At 34.3% G+C, this 17,423-nt stretch carries 17 protein-coding genes and 1 other RNA gene; 8 read left to right on the forward strand and 10 right to left on the reverse strand.

Annotated elements, in window-relative coordinates:
- Positions 1-33 precede the first annotated feature (33 nt).
- From PVA17_RS11400 to PVA17_RS11410, 3 genes are all read left to right on the forward strand, one after another.
- On the forward strand, positions 34-741 hold the full coding sequence (locus tag PVA17_RS11400; RefSeq protein ID WP_132363759.1) for a CoA transferase subunit A: 708 nt from the start codon (positions 34-36) through the stop codon (positions 739-741).
- Complete coding sequence (locus tag PVA17_RS11405; RefSeq protein WP_132363758.1) at positions 741-1,382, forward strand: 3-oxoacid CoA-transferase subunit B; 642 nt, start codon at positions 741-743, stop codon at positions 1,380-1,382. Before PVA17_RS11400 ends, PVA17_RS11405 begins: the two co-directional genes overlap by 1 nt.
- Before the next feature lie 359 nt (positions 1,383-1,741).
- Positions 1,742-2,155, forward strand: a complete 414-nt coding sequence (locus tag PVA17_RS11410) for a VOC family protein (protein ID WP_132363756.1) — start codon at positions 1,742-1,744, stop codon at positions 2,153-2,155.
- A gap of 168 nt (positions 2,156-2,323) precedes the next feature.
- On the opposite strand, the gene PVA17_RS11415 is transcribed toward PVA17_RS11410, so the two are convergent.
- On the reverse strand, positions 2,324-2,779 hold the full coding sequence (locus PVA17_RS11415) for a hypothetical protein (RefSeq protein WP_132363754.1): 456 nt from the start codon (positions 2,777-2,779) through the stop codon (positions 2,324-2,326).
- A 296-nt stretch (positions 2,780-3,075) separates the two neighbouring features.
- Positions 3,076-4,206: a CamS family sex pheromone protein gene (locus PVA17_RS11420; protein WP_132363752.1), complete on the reverse strand. Its 1,131-nt coding sequence runs from the start codon at positions 4,204-4,206 to the stop codon at positions 3,076-3,078.
- 328 nt (positions 4,207-4,534) lie between these two features.
- Between PVA17_RS11420 and PVA17_RS11425 the strand changes: the two genes are divergently transcribed.
- Positions 4,535-5,107, forward strand: coding sequence for a tetratricopeptide repeat protein (locus PVA17_RS11425; RefSeq protein WP_132363750.1), 573 nt, complete (start codon positions 4,535-4,537; stop codon positions 5,105-5,107).
- A 431-nt stretch (positions 5,108-5,538) separates the two neighbouring features.
- Positions 5,539-6,717 carry a NupC/NupG family nucleoside CNT transporter gene (locus PVA17_RS11430; protein WP_132363748.1) on the forward strand — a complete coding sequence of 393 codons (1,179 nt, stop codon included), beginning with the start codon at positions 5,539-5,541 and terminating at the stop codon, positions 6,715-6,717.
- A 208-nt stretch (positions 6,718-6,925) separates the two neighbouring features.
- On the opposite strand, the gene PVA17_RS11435 is transcribed toward PVA17_RS11430, so the two are convergent.
- The 3 genes from PVA17_RS11435 to PVA17_RS11445 form a co-directional block, all read right to left on the reverse strand.
- The gene (locus PVA17_RS11435; protein ID WP_274067771.1) at positions 6,926-7,174 is read right to left on the reverse strand and encodes a DUF3923 family protein; all 249 of its coding nucleotides are present in this window, start codon (positions 7,172-7,174) and stop codon (positions 6,926-6,928) included.
- Positions 7,175-7,715: 541 nt separating this feature from the next.
- Complete coding sequence (locus tag PVA17_RS11440; protein WP_132363744.1) at positions 7,716-7,937, reverse strand: TM2 domain-containing protein; 222 nt, start codon at positions 7,935-7,937, stop codon at positions 7,716-7,718.
- Positions 7,938-8,441: 504 nt separating this feature from the next.
- On the reverse strand, positions 8,442-8,630 hold the full coding sequence (locus PVA17_RS11445) for a DUF4177 domain-containing protein (RefSeq protein WP_132363740.1): 189 nt from the start codon (positions 8,628-8,630) through the stop codon (positions 8,442-8,444).
- A gap of 651 nt (positions 8,631-9,281) precedes the next feature.
- Between PVA17_RS11445 and PVA17_RS11450 the strand changes: the two genes are divergently transcribed.
- Positions 9,282-10,850 (forward strand): glycoside hydrolase family 10-like protein, encoded by a 1,569-nt coding sequence (locus PVA17_RS11450; RefSeq protein ID WP_132363738.1) that lies wholly within the window; start codon positions 9,282-9,284, stop codon positions 10,848-10,850.
- Between the two features lie 656 nt (positions 10,851-11,506).
- Here PVA17_RS11450 and ssrS read toward each other — a convergent pair.
- Positions 11,507-11,699, reverse strand: a non-coding RNA gene (ssrS, locus tag PVA17_RS11455) — 6S RNA.
- A gap of 245 nt (positions 11,700-11,944) precedes the next feature.
- On the opposite strand from ssrS, the gene PVA17_RS11460 reads away from it, so the two are divergent.
- The gene (locus PVA17_RS11460) at positions 11,945-12,283 is read left to right on the forward strand and encodes a zinc ribbon domain-containing protein YjdM (protein ID WP_132363736.1); all 339 of its coding nucleotides are present in this window, start codon (positions 11,945-11,947) and stop codon (positions 12,281-12,283) included.
- A 274-nt stretch (positions 12,284-12,557) separates the two neighbouring features.
- Here PVA17_RS11460 and PVA17_RS11465 read toward each other — a convergent pair whose 3' ends face one another.
- Both PVA17_RS11465 and PVA17_RS11470 read right to left on the reverse strand, forming a co-directional pair.
- Entirely contained in the window at positions 12,558-13,070 is a 513-nt protein-coding gene (locus tag PVA17_RS11465; protein ID WP_132363734.1) for a zf-HC2 domain-containing protein, read from the reverse strand.
- 102 nt (positions 13,071-13,172) lie between these two features.
- Positions 13,173-13,811, reverse strand: coding sequence for a YfbR-like 5'-deoxynucleotidase (locus PVA17_RS11470; protein WP_132363732.1), 639 nt, complete (start codon positions 13,809-13,811; stop codon positions 13,173-13,175).
- Between the two features lie 359 nt (positions 13,812-14,170).
- On the opposite strand from PVA17_RS11470, the gene PVA17_RS11475 reads away from it, so the two are divergent.
- Entirely contained in the window at positions 14,171-14,611 is a 441-nt protein-coding gene (locus PVA17_RS11475) for a hypothetical protein (RefSeq protein WP_274067748.1), read from the forward strand.
- Between the two features lie 192 nt (positions 14,612-14,803).
- Here the strand turns inward: PVA17_RS11475 and PVA17_RS11480 are convergent, their stop codons facing one another.
- Both PVA17_RS11480 and PVA17_RS11485 read right to left on the reverse strand, forming a co-directional pair.
- Entirely contained in the window at positions 14,804-16,639 is a 1,836-nt protein-coding gene (locus PVA17_RS11480) for an FtsX-like permease family protein (protein ID WP_274067749.1), read from the reverse strand.
- Positions 16,629-17,390, reverse strand: coding sequence for an ABC transporter ATP-binding protein (locus PVA17_RS11485; protein ID WP_132363726.1), 762 nt, complete (start codon positions 17,388-17,390; stop codon positions 16,629-16,631). The genes PVA17_RS11480 and PVA17_RS11485 overlap by 11 nt, the downstream gene beginning before the upstream one ends.
- Between the last annotated feature and the right edge of the window lie 33 nt (positions 17,391-17,423).

Consider the following 17,423-nt stretch of genomic DNA (forward strand, 5'->3'; position numbering starts at 1 on the left):
CTTAATAACTGAGCAATTTTAGGGGGTTTCGATATGGGGAAGGGGAAAGTATGGAATTCGTTTGAGGAAGCCGTCGCTGATATTAAAGATGGGGATACATTAGCTGTAGGGGGCTTTGGGCTATGTGGTATCCCTGAAAAATCAATTGCGGCACTAGTCCAAAGGGGAACGCAGGACTTAACAGTTGTAAGCAATAACTGTGGTGTGGATGATTGGGGTTTAGGGCTTTTATTGGCAAATAAACAAATCAAAAAAATGATTGCATCCTATGTAGGTGAAAATAAAATTTTTGAACAGCAGTTTTTAAGCGGGGAGCTTGAAGTAGAATTGACACCACAAGGTACGTTAGCCGAACGTATGCGGGCTGGCGGAGCTGGAATTCCGGGCTTTTACACAGCTACTGGTGTTGGAACACCTATTGCTGAGGGAAAAGATGTAAAGGTTTTTGATGGTAAGGAATATATTTTAGAAAAAGGTATTGTGGCAGATTTTGCCCTTGTCAAAGCATGGAAGGCAGACAAGCTAGGAAATTTAGTTTTCAGAAAAACATCGCGTAACTTTAATCCTCTAGCTGCCATGGCAGGAAAAATTACGATTGCAGAAGTAGAGGAAATTGTTGAAGTAGGAGAGTTAGATCCGGATCATATTCATACTCCGGGAGTGTTCGTGCAACGCGTTTTACTAGGTGGCAATTATGAGAAGCGTATCGAGCGTTTGACGGTGAAAAAGGGGGATGTGTGATGGCTGATACAAGACAAAAAATCGTAAATAGAGCGGTAAAAGAAATACAAAACGGCATGAACGTCAATTTAGGTATTGGTATCCCAACGCTAGTGGCCAATGCAATTCCGTCTGATTATGACGTTCTTTTACAATCGGAAAATGGTCTTCTTGGTATTGGTCCATATCCAGTAGAAGACGCAGTCGACCCTGATTTAATTAATGCAGGTAAAGAAACGGTAACAGCTGTTCCTGGCGCTTCCTTCTTCGATAGCGCCGAATCATTTGCCATGATTCGTGGCGGTCATATTGATCTTGCTATTTTAGGTGGCATGGAAGTATCGGAAACGGGTGACCTTGCGAACTGGATGATCCCAGGGAAAATGGTGAAAGGTATGGGAGGTGCCATGGACCTTGTAGTCGGGGCAAAAAGAGTAGTCGTTGTAATGGAGCATGTCAATAAAAACGGTGAGTCAAAAATAAAAAAACAATGTGAGCTACCGTTAACAGGAAAGGGCGTTGTGCATAGATTAATTACAGATATGGCTGTTTTTGATTTTACCGATGAAGGGATGCAGCTTATAGAATTAGCAGAGGGTGTTACTTTAGAGGAAGTAAAAGAGAAAACAGCTGCTTCCTTTACTGTCGCCATAACAGTATAAAGTGAAATTAATCAGTGGGCATTTTCTTCAACCTGACTGATTATTAGTCTTCTCCAATCGGGCGTTTCCGGGCAGTTAACCTCTCATAACTAGTTTGCTTCCGATTCATCTCGAGGTTGTACCTGTCGCTGCTCTTTCGATACGCAATTATTGCCCGTTAATGCGGGGGAAAGTGATTGAATGTAACCAGTTCTTTCATAGGGCCGGTTTTTTAGTAGGAGAGTCAATCACTTCAGCAATATTCCCTCTTCGCGGGTATTTCTGAAGAGCGTGAAGGTTGAAGGTTATTTTTCAGACTATTGGCGGTTCTCTAGCTCTATTTTGCAATTATACAATGATTGAAAAGGAGAAAAATAACTATGAGACAACAATGGTCAGATGAATTACAAGTAGCACAGGTACGCGTTGCACGGCCAACTGATAAATTAAAGGAAATTGAAGAATTTTATTGTGAAGGCGTAGGGTTAGAAAAAATCGGCTCCTTTTCAGGACATCGAGGCTACACAGGTATCATGATCGGTCTTCCGAATGCTAGCTATCATTTAGAGTTTATAGAGCATATTAAAGGAAGTCCTTGCCCAGCACCAACAAAGGAGAATTTGCTCGTATTATATATTCCAAAGCGTTCAACGATACAGCTTATTGCTGAACGCTTATTGCAAATGGGTTACCCTGAGGTAGAGCCAGAAAATCCATATTGGGTCGAAAAAGGTGTCACAATTGAAGATCCAGATGGCTGGCGTCTCGTATTGATGAACACAGAGGGTATTTAAATCGGTATGAGCCTACATTTTCATACCCTGCGCGGTATATGATTGCGGCGTTTGATATCGAAAGATGGAAAAGGGCATCCTGTAAAAAATTTTTTCTGAAGCAATAAGTAAATAGAAAAAAGATACCCCTTTGTTATACGCAGAGGGGTATCTTGGTGTTGGAATATTCTATTGTCCTAAAGAAGCATCTTGGTGATAATGAGTAGCAATGGATTCGATATTTAACTGAGTATAGTTTGCCCAATTAGTCTTTTTAAAATCTTCTTCACTAAAATAAATATTTAAAAGCTCAGTCATAGATTTGCCCCCGTTAGATCCTGTTAATGGGGCATACCAACTAATAGCTGGCGTTTTAACATTTTGAAGCTTAGATAGCTCTGCAAATATTTTAGTGGAATCCTTCAGCATTTGATTTTTCATACCTTTTTTCACATCATTGTCCTGTATAGCGATTGAAACGATACCATCCTTTTCTTCAACCGTGAATTTGCTTTTAACGATAGCTCCTACTATATCTTCAACAGAAGTATTTTTATCGACTGCAACCTCCTTAGGAGCGGTATTTTTCCCGCAAGCGGATAATAGTAGTGTGGTTAATAAAAACAAATAAAATAATTTCTTCAATGTAATAACCTCCCTTGTTACTACCATATATGCGCAAAATGGAGGTGAATTATACAAAAAGAAGGAAGGTAATAAAAAAACCAAATTATGTTCCTGCAAAATAGCTTCGGGAATCGGCTTTGGCTCAGGCTTGCAAAAGTTTTTGCGCAAAAGCGTAGTGCTAATATTGTAGCAACAAGAAGTCATTTTTGCTGTCGCTTCGCTTTCGCACAGAAAAATTGCCACAGGATGTGGCGTTTTTAGACTGAGTTCTCTATTTCAGCGGATTTTTGTACACTCGTTGAAAAGAAGTTAAATTATAATGGAGCTGCATAAATCTGTTTTTCAATTGGATCCCAGAGGACAATCCCGATATCTTGATTTTGATCTATAATACGAATAGAAATAGGAATGTAATCGAACAAAGTAGTACTCAATTTGGTACTAATTAACTGTAGAAGACCTATCAATTCAGTATCATTTATTAAAGGCGCATTAACTTCTATTTTTAACTCGGTTAAATTCCCGTTTTCATATCGAAGTTTACCAACGATTTTAGGATTTAGATGTTTAAAGCCTTCTCGGATATCTTCTTTAAATCTTAATAATTTACTATAAGTATCTTTGTCTAAACTATAAAGTGCATCTGAAGGGAATGTATAATTTTTTATATCTATCCCAGCCCATTTATCTATTTTATCCTCGCCTTCAGGAATAAATGTTTGAGCTAAAAATCTTCCTGGAATTATATCGTTTTTATTGGATTCTTGATATAAGGTTAAATAAATAGGGACGTTGGGTATTTTATTATTATTTCTTATATTTTTTATTATAGTTCCGGCTATTTTCTTACCGTATTTTTCTACGTCATTAACCTTATCTTCATTCGTATCGACTTTAACTTGATCTGTATAAGTTAAGCCTTTATCATCATGTACTCTAATGTCATAAAATTCATTTAAGGATATGGCTAATGACATTCCTTCTACTTTTCCACTTTCTTTGTTAACGAAATTTTGTTCTAAGACATGAGATAATATTTTAGGATTATTTTTCTCATCCTCTAATACATCTCCAGTACTTTTTTTAATAGGTGGGTTTAATCCTAAACCTTCTTTTGATTTTCTATCTAACCATTTATTTATAATTTTACTATCTAAATATTGACCTTCCTGCATATAAAATTTCTTTGTAGGAAAGTAATTGACTGATAAATCCATTAATCCTATTTCAATTTCACTGACATTTAATGAATTGTTCATATTACTAAGTATCAACCCTCTTGAAACATTAGATTTTGCAGGTTGTTTAATTTCATATATTTCCTTTTGTTGTATGGAGGATACATACATTTTCTCATCCTTTTTACCAGCTGGATCATCATCACTACAAGAAGCCAAAAGAAATAGTGGTGATATAAAAAACAACATACTCTTCTTTATTTTCATTTAAAATACTCCTTACTGATTCTTATGTAATCGCGTTTCGAAAGTTACGCTAATTTCAGTTTGGCTAATCTAAAACTGAAAATTGTTCTGTTAAAGCTTAAAAGTATTCCTATAAAAATGAATTCATCACAATAACGTGGCAGCCTCTCATCTATCCCCAAGAAGCACCTATTATAACTTTTGGTAATACAACTTTATATTTACATTTTAAGTTTGATTCTGGTAAAAGTATATAATAAAAAAACCGATATTTATTTCGTACGTCATAAAATCAAATTTCGCCTTACGCCACTGCTTTAATTTTTAATAAATTGGGGGTATTGATAAAATGAATTTTTCAGACTTTAAAAACTGTCTTTTGACAATAAATGAAATAATTTATTTTGATAGCAATGAGTTTCTTCGAGAAAAAACTTCTAATCCTTGTAGATTAAAAGAAATAATAGATATAGCTGAAAATTTACTGGCGAATATTTCGAATAAAGATCAGAAATATTTTCTAATGGGGACGCTGGGGAACTTATATAGAATTTACGGGGAACCACAAAAAGCCGTTAACATTTTAACTGAATGCGTTACTATTGCTAGCAGTCAGCATAACAGCAATCGAGAAACCGTGTCATTAATACGTCTTGGAGAGGCAATAAAATATAACGGTAATCCAATGAAAGCATTAGGGATCTTCAACGAAGTTTTAGATAAATGTAAGGCAAAAAATAATTTGTTATATTTGGACTTCGCCATACAACATAAAGGTAAGTGTTTGTTAGAATTAGGGGAAATTGCTGAGGCAGAAAAATGCTTTAAAGAAGCATTAAAGTTAAGAGGAAATAAAGGTGATGTATCGCTTATTGAATCTACTCAACAAGCATTAACTTTTATAAAGAAATTGAAATGCTAATGAATAATTATCAAAAATTTCTATAGGTGATGGGTAGTTTAATAGTCGCTTAGGTTATTGAATATTAGTATTTTCGTGTTTAAGGAAAGCGATAGATTCTTATAAGTACATTAAAAGTAAAATTTGAATAAAGATTACAAAAATTTGTAGCATCCAGAGACTATCATATATATGATGGTCTTTTTTTATAAAACGTAATTTTGTAAGCGTATACACTTTTCACGAGTTTTTTTCTTTTAACTATTGAATTGCTAGTGAAAACAATGTATAGTGAAGTGATTTGTCTGACGTCTGACTAACTACATATTTTCAGTTATAAGATCTATAGCTGTTATTCAAGTTTCAATAATGGAACATAATGAGTGAAAGAAGGATTTGTAGTTTCGGATATCGATCGCAAAAAAAATTTCAATATATTTATGGAGGAACGCATGAGATACTTAATATCCTTTTGTGGATTGTTACTTGTTTTTGGTTTGGCTCTGTTAATGAGTAAAAACAAAAAAGAAATAAAATATAAAAACATAATTATTATGCTAATCATCCAATTTGTATTTGCAGCTATACTGCTAAATACAAAGGTTGGTTATGTTCTAATCAAAGGATTTACAAAAGTATTTGATCATTTATTGGCTTACGCAAGTACGGGCATAACTTTTGTTTTTGGTGGTTTAGCGAATGAAGGGGAGTATTCCTTCTTCCTAAATGTGTTATTACCTATTGTTTTTATATCTGTATTGATAGGGATCTTACAGCATTTTAAAATTCTTCCTCTCATCATGAAAGGGATAGGTTTTCTTTTAAGTAAAGTAAGTGGTATGGGGAAATTGGAATCTTATAATGCTGTTGCTTCTGCAATGGTAGGTCAATCTGAAGTATTCATTACTGTTAAAAAACAATTAGATAAGATTAGTCCACAACGAATGTATACATTATGCGCATCAGCAATGTCGACTGTTTCTATGTCAGTTGTTGGAGCATATATGACGATGATTGAACCAAAATATGTTGTAACGGCGATTGTCTTGAACTTGTTTGGCGGTTTTATAATTGTTTCGATCATTAATCCGTATACAGTAGAAGCAAGCGAAGATATTTTAAAGATAGATGAACAAAAGCAATCGTTCTTCCAAATGCTTGGAGAATATATCATGGATGGATTTAAAGTAGCCATCATTGTTGGTGCTATGCTGATCGGTTTCGTAGCATTAATGGATTTAATCAATTCACTATTTGATATGATTTTCGGTATATCCTTCCAAGATATTTTAGGTTATATCTTTGCACCAATTGCTTTCCTAATGGGTATCCCTTGGGCAGATGCTATTACTGCTGGAGGAATTATGGCAACAAAATTAGTAACGAATGAATTTGTTGCAATGATTAGCCTTGGAGAAGTAGCTAAGTCTATGAGTGCTCATACATTGGCTATTATTTCAGTCTTTCTTGTATCCTTTGCAAACTTTTCATCTATCGGTATTATTGCCGGAGCAGTTAAAGGTTTGAATGAAAAGCAAGGGAATGTAGTTGCTCGTTTTGGCTTAAAGTTGTTGTATGGAGCTACACTTGTTAGTATTTTAACGGCTACAATTGTTGGTTTCGTTATTTAATTTAGAAAAAAGAAGCAGCTGACTGCACTCTAACTACTGGAGTGCAGTTTTTTTATGATCAAAATACGTGATTTTTGCACTTCATAGATGGCTAAGGGTACAGTCTAATTGAAGAGTAGCAGGGGAGTTGCACAGGCACTTTTACATTTGTACAAATTAAAAAAGCCACTTTATTAAAGTGACTTAGAAAACGACAAGCCGACCTTGATTAAGATAGCCTTTTTGTTTTTGTGGAAGTATTGGTTGTACCTTTTCGAACAAAATGAATAAAGATGAGTAGCATTAATTGAAATAGTACAACAAATAAAAATAAAATACCCAAAATAATAAATGAGACCATTCTAACTTCCGGAGTTTGAACTACCCCTGCAAAATCAACTTCTCGTAAGCCAATAAATATAGCCCCAGCAGCAAAAATGAATAGCCATACAATATTTAAAGCCCACCATATTTTCATACTCAAATATAAACACCTTCTTCTATTCGTAATTGTTTATGGTTCGCTACCATAACTTGTTTAACCTCTCTTTAAGCGAATGTCCAATGTGCCACTTTGGAGAAACAGAATGTGGTCATGAAGGAATCACATAGTTGGAACGAGAGCGGTTAAAAGCATTCTAAAAGCAATGCGCTCTTTAAATGGATTCCCGACTTCTGAGGATAAATATTAATACTCTGATTAATGTATTTTAATGGTAACACTTTTCCTCTTTGCTGGAAACAAACTTTGGGCGGTGTCACTTCTCAGCCTTAAGACGGATTAAATGAACAAAACAGTAATAAAGACGAGGAAGTCTTAGGTATGAAAAAAGAAAACGGCGTTAATATGAGGATAAGAGGGGTTCACTAAACAAATTTAATTAAGAAAACGCTATTTAGAACTGAAGTTACAAGGTGAAATAGATCATAGAGCGCATATCAACCCTCCCTGATATAAACAACATTGCTCTATGCAAAAAAGCGCCAGCTAACAGAAGTTAACTAACGCCTTTCTATTGTTAAGAAGGTTTTATTTCTTTTCCTTCTTTATCTTTGAATTTACCGACAATAATCATAATTAAATCGATCAATGCCCAAATACCTAGTCCACCAAAAGTTATAATCATTAAAATACCAGTACCAATTTTACCTACGTAGAAGCGATGTATTCCTAGGCCACCTAAAAAGAAACATAGTAAAATCATTACTATATAGTTTTTTTCAGAAGTTTGTTGTTGCATTTTTATCAATCACCTTTCTTTTATGTAGTAATAATTAACTACATTTCCATTGAAAATTCTATCATTCTTTTATGTTTTTCTCCACTTGAAATAAGTGCCAACCATAGTTAACCAGGGTGTCATTCATTGCTGTTTAAATGAAAGTTTGGAAACACAGAAAACCAAACTTCAACAATCTGGCGCGATTCTGTAACAAGAATCAGTGCTCGTTTTCGTTGAAGGGCCATTTAACGGAATAAAAGTTTTAAATAAAATTGGATATTTATTTTAATATTTAGGTGGGATTGTGAAGAATACTTGAATTAATGAGGAAGGTTTGTTCAATAAGAAATCACAAAAGGAATGAGCATTTGCTGTAAAATAGATTAGTTTATTAATGTCTAATAAAAAGTAATGCAAAAAATGAGGCACATTAGAACAAAACTGTTCAGTGATAAAAAGCTGATGAGTTTAAGGAAACAGAATTCTACATTATGTTCCCAAAAATAGAAATACCCCTTAAATCTAATTAAGGGGTCTCTCGAAAATTAATTCAAAATAGGCTGCGGAACCATATCCTTTAGTTGAAGGAGCAAAAATTTGAACAAATCTCCATCCGTCAGATGCGTATTGGTGAATTATATTTTGATAATCTTCTTTTGGTTTACTACCCCAAGCATTTAGTTCCACTTTAACGAAATTGTATTCGTACATTATTATCACCTCGAGAATTAGTTGACTTAGTTAATATACGAAGAAAGTAGAAGATAGTTTCATAATTGTTGATGTAGTTTATTGAACAATATGTAGACATTATGCAGTTGTTTATTCAACAAGCTGTAGCTTTGTAAAAAAGATTGAACGTTTATAAAAAAGATTGATAATTTGTAATAAAGTTTGATAAAAATCATTTCTTTAGTTATTCTTTGAGATGATTTTTTTATTGGACATTTATGTTAAAACTGATGTTTATCTTGTGAAGAATTTCTTCTAATCCTTCCACCGTATGGTCCACTTTATCAAACGAACTTAACAAATGATTGCTATTCAACGCTATCATAAAATTGGCCTCAAGAATTTAAATAAATGGAAATTGAAGGTGGAGGGAGAATAATTGGAGATTTGTGGTATTATATAGTGAGCGAAGAAACAGAATAAAATTTTCCAACGAGCTTCGCAAACAATTGAAATTACCACTAAAGGGTCCTGCCGACAAAATGCTACAGATCTAATTACTGTAAGACACTTTTTGGAAGGATAAATCAGTTCCTACTTTTATAGAATAGGCTGAAATGGTATTCACTTAGATTATAGTAACAGCTAGGTTTTAATAGCTGAGAATTAAAAGGAGAGATTTCATTATTTATGTTTAAAAATTTTTTTGGAAAGTACTTAGTAACTTTTTTTGTTTTACTTTTACTTATTCCTGTTTTTACAAATCAAAAGGCTACAGCTAATTCACTACCTCAAAATGAAATGCGTGCAGCCTGGATTGCAACAGTATCAAATATTGATATGAAGGCAGGTATGAGTAAAACCCAATATACTCAATGGGTTCAAAGTACCTTAGACAAATTAAAAGCTGATAACTTTAATACAGTTATTTTTCAAGTTAAGCCATTAAATGATGCACTGTACCCGTCTAAGCTTGCTCCATGGTCATCGTATATAACAGGCAATACACAAGGGACCAATCCGGGTTTTGATCCATTGCAAATAATGCTGGACGAAGCACATAAGCGTGGATTAGAACTTCATGCTTGGGTAAACCCATATAGGGTCACTATGCCTTCGCAATCTTTGACTAATCTTGCTGCCGATAATGTAGCCCGTAAAAATTCTAATTGGGTAGTGAAATACGGTAAACAATACTATTTAAATCCTGGTTTGCCGGAAGTTCAAAATTACTTATTATCAACTATAGAAGAATTAGTAAGCAACTATGATATCGACGCTGTACATATGGATGATTACTTCTATCCTTATAAAATAAAAGGAGAGACTTTTCAAGATCAACAAACTTTTAAAAAGTATGGTGGCTCATTCAAGAATATTGAAGACTGGCGCAGAAATAATGTTAATCAATTAGTAAAAAAGGTTTATGCAAGCATTAAGGCAATTAAACCCCATGTTCAATATGGAATATCTCCGTTTGGAATTTGGCGAAACAAAGGGCAAGATTCTACTGGTAGTAACACGAATGGAATGAGTAACTACGATGATCTTTATGCTGATACAAGACAGTGGATTAAAGATGGAAGTATCGATTATATTGCGCCTCAAATCTATTGGTCCAGAAATTATAAAGCAGCAAATTACTCTGTTTTATTAGATTGGTGGGGAAAAGAAGTTCAAACGTACGCCAAAGTCCATCCTGTTAATTTATATATTGGCATGGCCAATCATAAAGTTGGAAATGATTCTGATACTGCATGGAATAATAAGACAGAACTTATCAGCCAAGTAATCGCCAACAGAGCAAATAAAAATGCTCAAGGACAAATGCATTTTTCTCTAAGAAGTATTAACAATAACGCTCTTGGATATGCTTCTTATCTAAATCAGCAACTATACAATTATAAAGCTTTAACACCTACAATTTATTGGAAAGGCTCTGCAATCCCTTTACCTCCAACTGATGTTAAATTGAGCAAAGAGTCTTTCGGCATGAAGCTTATTATTACAGATGAAAATAGTACTCAACCAAGGAAATATGTAATATACCGATTTGATGGAACAAAAGAAGGATCATATGAAGATGTTAAAAATATAGTAGACGTGGTTTATAACACACAAGGTAATACTGTTTATGTAGATACTATTGCAAATAAAAGTAAAGTATACACATATGGTATAAAGTCTATATCTGCTACAGGTGTGGAAAGTAAAACTGCTTTTGTTGTAAAAGACGGAAATCCTCTTGGTAGAAAATAATCGATCTTTTTTATAAAAACCAATCTTAAACTTGAGGGATAAGAATCCATTTTGATCAATCTTTTTTCAAAATGGATTCTTTTTATTTATCGTAAGATGCTGGCTTGTGAAGAATTTTTGCTTTATTTTAAAGCAACACAATCGGGCGTGATTGTTGAATAACCTTCACTTTTCTTCTTCTACAAACGGGGCAGTTTAGTGAAAGAATAGATAGGAGGAAGAGTAATGACAAAAAATAAATTAAAAGGTTTAATTTCTTTAGGTTCTGTAATAACTGCAATTGGTTTTATATTGCTATTTTTTTCAGTGTTGATATTGGATTATCACTTGCTGAATATCGGATAGTTACACAAGGTGGGATGGACACTTCTCAATACCTAATTGTCATTGAAGGTTATACAAATAATTTCTTAGTTGCTGGAAGTATCCTTTTTGGGATTGGGATCTCCACCATCATTTTTGCTTATTACAAGATACTTAAAATCAACGAAATAGTAATAAATATTGTTTTTCTTGACAGGAAACGTGATAGATATAAACCATAGAATGAAAACTTATCTCTCCCAATTTTCTCCCAAAGTTGCCCAAACAAAAAATCTCCCATAGTTTTCACTATGAGAGAAATGCTTCAAAGCCGTGTGGCTGTATAATTAAATTAAAAAGCCGCGTATGCCGTAGTTATTATAGAAAGTTTTAAACCACCACTCCTCAAAGTGGGTGTTCGCAGAAGCTTTCCTGCTTATCCTCATGCACCTTAGTGTGAGGCCCGTCATTCCAACTCCAATAATAAAACTCCCTTTTACAGCTTAAAGGTTAAAACTTAATATTATACGAACAATGCAGCCTTTAAGGATATAATAAGGCATGTTAAACAAACATGCAAGTAAGATGGTTTGTACAAAAAAGTCAATGGGCGAGTGTCCCAATTCATGAATATCCAGAATGAAATATCTCCAAAAGCATTTAACAGATTCAAATATTTTTCACAAATACGAACGAAAAATACGAACATTCTTTACTTAATAGGGCTAAGTATGTAAAGATAGGAGAATATATAGGTTTACCTAGCAATAAAGTCTAAGGAGGAAGCAGAAATGGCAGCTTATCCAAATTGTCCAAAATGTAATTCTGAATACACATATGAGGACGGAACAAACTTTGTATGTCCAGAATGTGCGCATGAGTGGAGCACTGATGTCACGGAACAGGAGACAGATACGTTAATCGTAAAGGATGCTCATGGCAATCTACTTGCAGACGGTGATTCTGTTACAATTATTAAGGATTTAAAGGTTAAAGGCAGTTCTTCGACGCTAAAAATTGGGACAAAGGTGAAAAGCATTCGTCTCGTTGAAGGCGATCACAATATTGATTGTAAAATCGATGGCTTTGGTGCCATGAAATTAAAGTCAGAGTTCGTAAAAAAGGCATAATTACTAAAAAAAGAGTCGTGAAATGGGGCACTCCAACTAGGTTTGGAAGCTATTCAAAATCGACTCTTTTTTATTTTTATTTAGTAGGTGTCTAATCACCGACTGAATAAAAATAAAGCTTCCGGCGGATGTATGGCGCTGCTGTAACATGGCCGCAAAGCAACTATGGATGATTCAAGGTCTAGAGGGGATATCTAATTATGAATGGGTATAATTGGTGATAAAAGAAGTTGTCTTAGTTGTATTGAGACAACTTCTTTCTACTGGTGTAACATTATTTTGTAAACCTACGAAATAGAATTGCAAAAGCAGCACCGAATAGTGCAAAAATAGTATGTAAAATGGCTATGAAGCTAGCGCCAATTAACAGCGTACCAATTTCCGTTAAGGAGTAGTGGGTGACATAGAGTGAATTATTGATATTGTTAATAATAGCCCATACGAATACAGGTACCGAGCTGATGGCAAAAACAATCCAAATATTTTTGTAAAAGAAATAAGTAAGATAGCCGAAAATCGCGTAAGATATAGCAAAGCTTGTTTGATTGCCAAGTAAGGAAGAGTTAATAGCAAACATAAAGGATAGTACGATAAAAACAAGATGGAAAAGTGTTATCGTTCTTTTCATTAATAAATGATAGCCCAGTGATTGCTTTGAAGTAGCGAGCTGCTGACAATGCTCACAAGTAGTTAAATGTTGTTCGACAAATTCTACAGTAGTTGCTTGGAGCACCTGTTTTTTATACAAAGGTAATAAATCCTCTACAATTGAACAATTCTGTGACAAAAGCTTCCCTCCAATCGATCTCCTTCCATTATACGACTTTTTTGAGAAAATAAAAAAAGCCTTCCGTGAGTTAATTCGTTCGGAAAACTTACATGCACACTATTAATTTGATGTTAATACTTCATTGGTTAAAGCTTGAATATCAATATGTGTTTTTTCCTTCACAGCATCCTTTAGAATCTCAGTACGGAAATAGTGAACTGACGCTTCAAGAGGAATAGTTAAAATCTTGGAAAGGGCTGATTGATACATATGCACGAATTCTTTATCTGTGTTTCCACGTTTTAACTCAGCGAAGGCTTCGTAGAATTGGTCAAGCTTATCAGCAAATTCAAGTAGGCGACCCTCTATAGTTTTATCCTTACCTTCTTTCATACGCTCAAAGAAGACGGCCTGAAACTCTTGCGGAATCTCATCAATAATAAATTTCTCCATCATTTTTTCTTCCACGTGTGCAAGCATTTGTTTAAGCTCTGGGCTAGCATGTTTTACCGGTGTTTTAATATCGCCGATAAATACTTCAGCAAAGTCGTGGTTAATGGTTTTTTCATATAATGATTTCCAATTGATTGTAGCTCCGTTCATTTCTTCAAGTGTGGCGAAGAACATCGCATACTGCGATACCTTCCAAGAGTGAGCAGCCACATTGTGCTCTTCAAATTTGAAGCGACCAGGGCAACGAATAATACGCTCTAAATCGTTAAGGCTTGTAAAAAATTGATGAATTCCTATAAAAATCACTCCTTTTTGGTTTATATGTGCATGTTACTATAATCCATACCCTCTTTGTGCAAATTTCAAACAATTTAACAATGATTCATTTTGCGTTTACAAAGGATTCACAATTGACGCTAAAGCACGCCTATGTTGGTGCTATAATGAGGGGAACTGAATAAATAATGCCTCGGCATAATGTAAGTAACTGATACCCACATTTATCTCACCATATATATAGGTGGGAGACATTTGCCGTTTCACTTACGTTACATAAAACAATTGTAGCTGCCGCTTTGCTTTCGCTACAGAAAACATTTGTAGCTGTCGCTTCGCTTTCGCTACAGAAAACATTTGCTGAAAAAAGATAAAAAGGAGTTTGCACCATGATTTCGATTTATACACTTCTTCTTTACATACATATTTTAAGTGCCATTCTTTCGATTGGGCCTTTGTTCGTTGTTTTAACAATTGTTAAGAAAATGCGTACAGCATCTCATATTGAAATGTCACCATATATTGAGGCTTTTAAAGGAGCAATTACGATCGTCAAGCATTCGGGGCATGTTCTTGTTGCATCTGGTATTTTATTAATGTGGCATGCGGGTTATCATTGGAGTACCTCGTGGATTGTTCTAACATTTCTTGTGATGTTGGCCTCTATTGTTTTTTTAGCAAGAGCGTTCAAACCGACTTTACAGACATTTAATACACCCGCCTATGACCAGCGAAAATTTGCTTCATTGTTACATCGCAAAGCATGGATGTACATTTTATTATTGCTAGTTATGTTATGGCTAATGGTAGCAAAGCCTGTACTTTGGTAAGAAGCTGGCTCATTACCATAACGTGTCCGTTCCGACTGGGCGTTTGTAGCTGCAGGGTCTCGTCTGTGGCTCTTATCCGGAAAGGAACCCACCCAAACTCAATGCGCCACAACATTCTCAAAGATCATCTTTAATTTTGTTTTTCAACACTATGAAAATCCGCACCCTAAAGAGGAGTGCGGACTTTTTTCATTAATTGCTAAGCAAGCGTTTGAAATAACTTTTGCGAATAAATATAAAACTAACGAAGAACAGGGCAAAGAAGCATAAAGAGCTCATCATTGAAACTTGTAAAAATGCTGCTGAAACCATTGTTCGCATGGCAAATAATGTAGCGCATAACATCGTAATAGCTATCGTGAATGGTACAAATATAAGAATTGCCAATTCTTTAGAAACAACAGTGAATAACTCTTGTTTAGATAGCCCAAGTTTTCGTATACCCGCATACTTTTCTTTTTCCTGAAGAAGTGTCGTTTGTAAATAGAAGTAGAGTATGCTCATAGCTGCACTTAAGAAAATTAAGCTCAACATAGAGCCGATAAAGAACATAACACTTTTTATGAACATCTCTGCGTCATACAATTCGATTTTTGAAGTTACATAACGTTCCTCATATATATGTGGGAAATCCTCTATAATTTTTTTTGCTAAAGCTGTATGTGCCGTCCAATTGTCTAACTCAAATAAATAGGTTTTGTAGACAGGGTATTTGATGTTGTTATAAACTTCATCGGGCACAATAAAATACGTTTGTTGGAAACCTGTTGTTAATAGATTTTTTTCATTTACAGATACAAGCTTAAATTGCTTTAGATATTTGTCATCACTTACATTAGTAATGGGTAATGTTTTACGATTGCCAGCAACTGCTATAAATTCATTTGCACGTAAGCTAATCTTTTCATTGTGTAACAAGTTATAATCGGAAATTGACATATAGCCAATTCTACGTTCTTCATTCGATTTGAACTCAATAAAATAATTTTGTGAATCCACTGTGGATAATTGTTTTTCAATATTTTCAATATCAGCTTCTACTTTACTTGGACTAGCCTTAGGAGTGGCAATATACTGAAAACTGTATGGATAATTTGCCTCACTATCCTTTTCAACATTGTAGTAAGAACTAAATAAAATGCTTGTACATAAAAATACACCGCTTAATAAAATAGTGATTAAAAATAGCATATTTGCATGTGATTTCATTTTTGCATTCAGATTAGAAGCAAGTAGCATATTTGTTTGTTTCATATAGGCTGACGATCTCTCAAAAGCCTTTAGCAGGAAGCGCATCCCTTGTGAGATGATTAAATATATTGTACAAAGAACACTCACGAAAAAAGCTACATAGAAAAGACTACCGCCAATATCATAATCTGTATTTAAAAAATAACCTAAACCGATGGAAATCATAATGCTTAAGAATAATAAAAGATAATGTGGTTTTATCGATTTCTCGATGACAACATCACTTTTTAATAGTTGAATGGAAGCTTCTTTATTAATAAATCTTGTCATTACTTTTGAAATAACAATGAATAATACAAGGAATAAACCAATAGTTAACATGATTGCTTTAATAGGGACATACATACTGAAAGTTTCTGCATTTAAAACAACTTTGGCACCCATTAAGAAGAGAGGTGAAATGACAAGCCCAAGAATGACTGCTGTAATAATAGCCAATACACCGATAAGAATATTTTCACGAAAAACGAGCGTACGAATTTGTTTCATGGATGCACCAGTAATCATAAAAATACCTAGTGTTTTTGTTTTCTTCTTTAAAAAGGCCATGATGGAATAGGCAATATAAATAAACGAAAACAAATAGACGAGCAAACTTGCTAACATTAATGCAAGGCCGAGTGTTGAGTCGGGATCTAAATTTGTAAGACTTGGATGAAATACAATAACTGAAAATAGAAAGAAAATAATGATAGAGAACATACTGCTAAGGAAATACGAAACGTAAGTCCATTTATCACGTAAAATATTTTGAATAACGATATGATTAAAGCTCATGCTGTCCACCACCTAAAAAAGCAAGTGTGTCCATGATTTCCTGGTAAAATTGTTTGCGATTATGACCACGAAGAATTTCGTTATATAATTTACCATCCTTAATGAAAATAATACGATTTGCGAAACTTGCTACATAAGGATCATGTGTCACCATTAAAATGGAAGTTTTCAGTTCTGTATGAATAGAACTAAATAAGTTCATAACATCATTTACTGCTTTTGAATCGAGATTTCCTGTAGGCTCATCGGCCAACAATAAACTCGGTTCGTGAATAACCGCACGAGCAATAGCTACACGTTGTTTTTGCCCACCAGAAATTTCGTAAATTCGTTTTGCCAGAAGCTCTTCAATTCCGAGAAATTGAGATATTTGTTTAAGTTGATGCTGCATTTTATCGGCAGGTAAACTATCTAAAGTTAACGGTAATAAAATATTTTCTTTTACCGTTAATGTGTGTACAAGATTAAAATCTTGAAATACAAAACCTAATTCTGAACGACGAAACTTTGCAAGCTCTTCATCATCTAATGAATATGGATTTCTACCATTTATAAGAATTTCACCAACAGTAGGACGATCGATTGTTGATATGCTATTTAAAAATGTAGTTTTCCCACTTCCTGAAGGCCCCATAACGGCTACGAATTCGTTCTCACCGAGTTGGAAATCTATGCCATTCAATGCCTTATATGTGATTTCTCCGATATATTCTTTTTGCAGATTGGTCACTTGTAGGATTGATTTTCCCATCTTTGAACAACTCCCTTACTTCGATTGAATAGC

This window comes from Lysinibacillus sp. CNPSo 3705, assembly GCF_028674935.1.
Taxonomy (GTDB): Bacteria; Bacillota; Bacilli; order Bacillales_A; family Planococcaceae; genus Lysinibacillus.

Coding starts and splice junctions, on each gene's coding strand:
- PVA17_RS11400 (WP_132363759.1), top strand. CDS start 34: ATGGGGAAGGGGAAAGTATGGAATTCGTTTGAGGAAGCCGTCGCTGAT.
- PVA17_RS11405 (WP_132363758.1), top strand. CDS start 741: ATGGCTGATACAAGACAAAAAATCGTAAATAGAGCGGTAAAAGAAATA.
- PVA17_RS11410 (WP_132363756.1), top strand. CDS start 1,742: ATGAGACAACAATGGTCAGATGAATTACAAGTAGCACAGGTACGCGTT.
- PVA17_RS11420 (WP_132363752.1), bottom strand. CDS start 4,206: ATGAAAATAAAGAAGAGTATGTTGTTTTTTATATCACCACTATTTCTT.
- PVA17_RS11425 (WP_132363750.1), top strand. CDS start 4,535: ATGAATTTTTCAGACTTTAAAAACTGTCTTTTGACAATAAATGAAATA.
- PVA17_RS11430 (WP_132363748.1), top strand. CDS start 5,539: ATGAGATACTTAATATCCTTTTGTGGATTGTTACTTGTTTTTGGTTTG.
- PVA17_RS11435 (WP_274067771.1), bottom strand. CDS start 7,174: ATGAAAATATGGTGGGCTTTAAATATTGTATGGCTATTCATTTTTGCT.
- PVA17_RS11440 (WP_132363744.1), bottom strand. CDS start 7,937: ATGCAACAACAAACTTCTGAAAAAAACTATATAGTAATGATTTTACTA.
- PVA17_RS11445 (WP_132363740.1), bottom strand. CDS start 8,630: ATGTACGAATACAATTTCGTTAAAGTGGAACTAAATGCTTGGGGTAGT.
- PVA17_RS11450 (WP_132363738.1), top strand. CDS start 9,282: ATGTTTAAAAATTTTTTTGGAAAGTACTTAGTAACTTTTTTTGTTTTA.
- PVA17_RS11460 (WP_132363736.1), top strand. CDS start 11,945: ATGGCAGCTTATCCAAATTGTCCAAAATGTAATTCTGAATACACATAT.
- PVA17_RS11475 (WP_274067748.1), top strand. CDS start 14,171: ATGATTTCGATTTATACACTTCTTCTTTACATACATATTTTAAGTGCC.
- PVA17_RS11480 (WP_274067749.1), bottom strand. CDS start 16,639: ATGAGCTTTAATCATATCGTTATTCAAAATATTTTACGTGATAAATGG.
- PVA17_RS11485 (WP_132363726.1), bottom strand. CDS start 17,390: ATGGGAAAATCAATCCTACAAGTGACCAATCTGCAAAAAGAATATATC.